General features: G+C 73.1%; 2 protein-coding genes. Both read right to left on the reverse strand.

Annotated features, from left to right (window positions below; genetic code table 11):
* Window positions 1-20: 20 nt before the first annotated feature.
* Entirely contained in the window at window positions 21-2501 is a 2481-nt protein-coding gene (treY, locus tag ABEB16_RS14365) for a malto-oligosyltrehalose synthase (protein WP_345712921.1), read from the reverse strand.
* Window positions 2498-4639, reverse strand: coding sequence for a glycogen debranching protein GlgX (gene glgX, locus ABEB16_RS14370; RefSeq protein WP_345712922.1), 2142 nt, complete (start codon window positions 4637-4639; stop codon window positions 2498-2500). The genes treY and glgX overlap by 4 nt, the downstream gene beginning before the upstream one ends.
* Between the last annotated feature and the right edge of the window lie 317 nt (window positions 4640-4956).

Below are 4956 nucleotides of genomic sequence, written 5' to 3' on the forward strand. Positions count from 1 at the left end.
GGCGCCCGCGGCGGGAGGTGTCAGTCCTCGCGGACGAGCAGCGCGACGGGCAGGTCCGCCAGCAGCGCTGCCAGGCCGGTCGTGCCGTGGGCCCTGGTGCCCGACAGCAGGCAGCGCCAGCTGCCCTCCGGGAGCGCGATGGAGTGCTCGCCCCAGCCGCCGTTGCGCTCCAGCGCCACGGGCAGCCGGGTGGCGACCGCCACGACGTGCGCCCCCGAGGCGTCCCCGCGGGCCAGCGCCACCGCGTTGCCGGTGCTCGTGGGCACCGGCCCGTAGGTGGACTCGCGCCCGAACCACCCCGGGTGCTGCCGGCGCAACCGCAGCGCGCGGGAGACGACGAGCAGCTTCTCGTCGTCCAGGTCGGCCGGTGTCCCGCCCGCGTCCAGCGCGGCCAGCCGGCGCTCGCGCTCGGCGTAGTCCACCGGGCGGCGGTTGTCCGGGTCGACGAGGGACAGGTCCACGAGCTCGGTGCCCTGGTAGACGTCCGGGACGCCCGGCATGAGGAGCTGCAGCAGCTTCTGCCCCAGCACCGCCGTGCGGGTGGAGGGGGCCAGGGCGGCGACGAACGCGCCCACCTGCGCCATGATGTCCGCGTCCGCCAGCACCCCCTCGGCGAAGCGGCGCACCGCGTGTTCGTACGCCTCGACCTGCGCCGTCCACGTCGTGTGCTCCTTGGCCTCCCGGGTCGCCTTCTCCAGGTAGGCCACGAGCCGCTCGGGGCTGATCGGGCCACCGCGACCCCAGGTGCCCACGACGGTCTGCCAGATGAGCACCTCGGTGCGCGCGTCGAGCTCGGCCTCCCGGTGCGCCCCGGCGGCCTCCCGCCAGCGGGCCAGCGCCGCGTGCCACTCCTCGTGGCGCTCCGACAGCCCGGACAGCTGGGCCCGCACGTCCTCGCTGCGCTTGGTGTCGTGGGTGGACAGCGTCGTCATGGTCGCCGGCCAGTCCCGCGCCAGCCGGGAGCCGAAGGCGTGGAACTCCTCCGGCGCCACGCCGAAGCGGGCCGGGTCGCCGCCGACCTCGTTGAGCGAGGAGAGCCGGAACCAGCGGTAGAACGCGGTGTCCTCCACGCCCTTGGCCATCACCGGCCCGCAGGTCTGCTGGAAGCGGACGACGAACTCCGCCCGCTTGTCGGCCGCCGCCGCGCCGTCGCCCGCCGCGTCGGGGATGCCGCGGCCGAGGGCGAGCTCCACGACGACGTCGAGGGTGTCGTGCCGCTCGGCGGGCAGGTGCCGGCGCGCGCGCTCGGCGGCCGCGCGCAGCACCTCCACCGACTCCGCCGGCGCCGGCTCACCGGGCACGACGTAGGCGCGGTAGCGGTCCATCGCGACGAGCAGCTCCACGACCGATTCGTGCAGCCCGCGGCGGGTGTGGTCGCGCAGGTCGACGTCGGCGTGGCAGATCTCGACGAGCAGGTCCACCAGCCGGTGCACCTCGGCGTAGAGGCCGTGCTCGACGACCTCGCGCTTGGCGCGGTCGACGACCTCCTCGAAGTCCGCGGTGTCACCGGTGAGCGTCGTGTAGTGCGCCAGCAGGGGGGCGGCGCCGGCCGGGTCCAGGAACAGCCCCGCCACCACGTGCAGCGCGTCGTAGCCGGTGGTGCCGTCGCACGCCCAGTCCTCGCCGAGGGTCTCCTCGCCCTCCAGGATCTTCTCCACCACCACCCACGCACCGCCGTCGCCGCGGTCGGTGGCCGCGCGCAGCCGGCGCAGGTAGCCGGCCGGGTCCGCCAGGCCGTCGGGGTGGTCGATGCGCAGGCCGTCGAGCTGGCCGCCGTGCAGCAGCTCCAGCAGCAGCGCGTGGGAGGCCGAGAAGACCTCCTCGTCCTCCACCCGGATCGCCGCGAGGGTGTCGACGTCGAAGAAGCGGCGGTAGTTCAGCTCCTCGTCGGCCACCCGCCAGTGCGCCAGCCGGTACCACTGCCGGTCCACCAGCTGCGGCAGCGGCAGGTGCCCGGTGCCCGGGCGCACCGGGAAGACGTGGTCGTAGTAGCGCAGCAGCGGCTCCTCGCCGCCGGTGTCCAGGGACAGCTCGCCCGCGGCGAGCACCTGCCCGATGCGCCCGCCCAGCACCGGCACGAGCAGCGCCCGGTCGGGCACCGACCAGTCCACGTCGAACCACTTCGCGAAGGGGGAGTGCGGGCCCTCGCGCATCACCGACCACAGCTGCCGGTTCGCCGAGGCCGGCGTCGGCACCGCCATGTGGTTGGGCACGACGTCCGCCACCGCCGCCAGCCCCCGCTCGCGCAGGGCCGCGCTGAGCCGGTCGAAGGCCTCGCGCCCACCCGCGTCGGGGGACAACCGCGAGTGGTCCACGACGTCGTAGCCGTGCGTGGAGCCCTCGGTGGCCGTCAGCACGGGGGAGAGGTAGGCGTGGGAGACGCCGAGGGCGTCGAGGTAGCCCACCCGGGCCGCGGCGTCGTCGAAGGTGAACGCCCGCTGCACCTGGAAGCGGTAGGTGCCGGTGGGCACGCCGGGCCGGCGCCCGCCCGGCGCGCTCACGCGCCGGTCCCCGGCTTGCGGGCCAGCACCGTGATCGAGCGGGAGGCCACGGGCAGCTTCGTCCCCGGCCCGAAGGCGGACTCGTCGGTGAAGATGTTGACGACGCCGACCTGGTCGTCGGCGGTGTCCAGCCGCAGGTGCCAGTCCTCGCCGTAGCTGGCCTCGGGCAGGGTGAAGGTGACGTCCTCGTGCCAGGGGTTGAGGAGCACGAGGAAGGAGTCCCCGACGATCCGCTCCCCGCGCCGGTCCGGCTCGGGGATCGCCTCACCGTTGAGGAACACCATGACGCAGCCGCGCGAGGCGTCCGCCCAGTCGGTGTCGCTCATCTCGGTGCCGGCCGGGGTGAACCACTCGATGTCGCCGACGGCGCTCTCCCCGCCGTGGCTGGCGTCACCGGCGAAGAAGCGGCGGCGCTGGAAGACGGGCTCGGTGCGCCGCAGCGCCACGATCCGCTTGGCGTAGGCCAGCAGCTCCTGCTGCGTCGGGCTCAGCGTCCAGTCCACCCAGGCGATCTCGTTGTCCTGGCAGTAGACGTTGTTGTTGCCGCCCTGGGTGCGTCCCAGCTCGTCGCCGTGCAGGATCATCGGTACGCCCTGGCTGAGCAGCAGGGTCGTCAGCAGGTTGCGGTGCTGGCGCGCCCGCAGCGCGATGATCGCGGGGTCGTCGGTCTCGCCCTCCGCCCCGCAGTTCCACGAGCGGTTGTGGCTCTCCCCGTCCGCCCCGCCCTCGCCGTTGGCCTCGTTGTGCTTGTCGTTGTAGGACACGAGGTCGCGCATCGTGAACCCGTCGTGCGCGGTGACGAAGTTGATGCTCGCGATCGGCTTGCGCCCGGTGTGCTCGTACAGGTCGCTGGAGCCGGACAGCCGGCTGGCGAACTCGCCGAGGGAGTGCGGTTCCCCCCGCCAGAAGTCGCGGACCGTGTCGCGGTACTTGCCGTTCCACTCCGTCCACAGCGGGGGGAACCCGCCGACCTGGTACCCGCCGTCGCCGACGTCCCACGGCTCGGCGATGAGCTTGACCTGGGAGACGACCGGGTCCTGCTGCACGAGGTCGAAGAACACGGACAGCCGGTCCACCTCGTGGAACTGCCGGGCCAGGGTGGCCGCGAGGTCGAAGCGGAAGCCGTCGACGTGCATGTCCGTCACCCAGTACCGCAGCGAGTCCATGATCAGCTGCAGCACGTGCGGGGAGCGCATCAGCAGGCTGTTGCCCGTGCCCGTGGTGTCGAAGTAGTGCTTCTGGTCACCGTCGACGAGGCGGTAGTAGTTGGCGTTGTCGATGCCGCGGAAGCACAGCGTCGGGCCCATGTGGTTGCCCTCGGCGGTGTGGTTGTACACCACGTCGAGGATGACCTCGATGTCCGCCTCGTGCAGCGCGCGGACCATCGACTTGAACTCCTGCACCTGCTGGCCGCGCTGACCGGTGGAGGAGTAGGAGTTGTGGGGCGCGAAGAAGCCGATCGTGTTGTAGCCCCAGTAGTTGGACAGCCCCTTGTCGACGAGGTGGGTGTCCTGCACGAACTGGTGCACCGGCATGAGCTCCACGGCGGTCACGCCGAGGGACGTGAGGTGCTCGATCATCGCCGGGTGCGCCAGGCCCGCGTAGGTGCCGCGGATCTCCTTGGGGATGTCCGGGTGCGTCATCGTCAGGCCCTTGACGTGCGCCTCGTAGATGACGCTCTCGTGGTACTCGCGGCCCGGGCGGCGGTCGTTGCCCCAGTCGAAGAAGGGGTTGACCACCACCGAGAGCATGGTGTGGCCGAGGCTGTCGTCGGAGTTGACCGCGTCGTTGTCGTCGAAGCGGTAGGAGAACAGCGACTCGTCCCCGTCCACCTGCCCCTCGATCGCCTTGGCGTAGGGGTCCAGCAGCAGCTTCTCGGGCTGGCACCGGTGCCCCGCCGGCGGGTCGAACGGGCCGTGCACCCGGTAGCCGTAGCGCTGCCCCGGCTGCACCGAGGGCAGGTAGGCGTGCCACACGAAGCCGTCGACCTCGGGCATGTCGATGCGCTGCTCGGACCCGTCGTCCCCGATGAGGCAGAGCTCCACCCGGTGCGCCGCCTCGGAGAACAGCGCGAAGTTGGTGCCCGCCCCGTCGTACGTGGCTCCGAGGGGGTAGGGCCGTCCCGGCCAGATCTGCATCGCTGGTGCTCCTCCGTGCGCGTTGCGGGCCCAGGGCGGCACCGGTCGCCCGAGCCGGGCCTCCGGTCCAGCCCTGGGGCGTCCGTCGATCGGCGCCATTGTTGCGGCTCGGACCTCGCCGCACGAGCGGAGAGGTGCCCGACGGCCCGGTGACGGGTGGCCGCTGCGCGGCCGCGCCGTCCGGCCGGGGGTGGTCCGCGCGGATACCGTGGGCCCGTGCCGACCGCCGCGACCCGCCGTCCGGCCGGGGAGGTCTCCTCCCGGGCCGGACGGCGCCTGGCGCGCACCGCCCGCGCGGCGTGGGGCCGCACCGCCCG

It is taken from the genome of Kineococcus glutinatus, assembly GCF_039542765.1.
Lineage (GTDB): Bacteria > Actinomycetota > Actinomycetes > Actinomycetales > Kineococcaceae > Kineococcus_A > Kineococcus_A glutinatus.

Coding starts and splice junctions, on each gene's coding strand:
- glgX (WP_345712922.1), bottom strand. CDS start 4,639: ATGCAGATCTGGCCGGGACGGCCCTACCCCCTCGGAGCCACGTACGAC.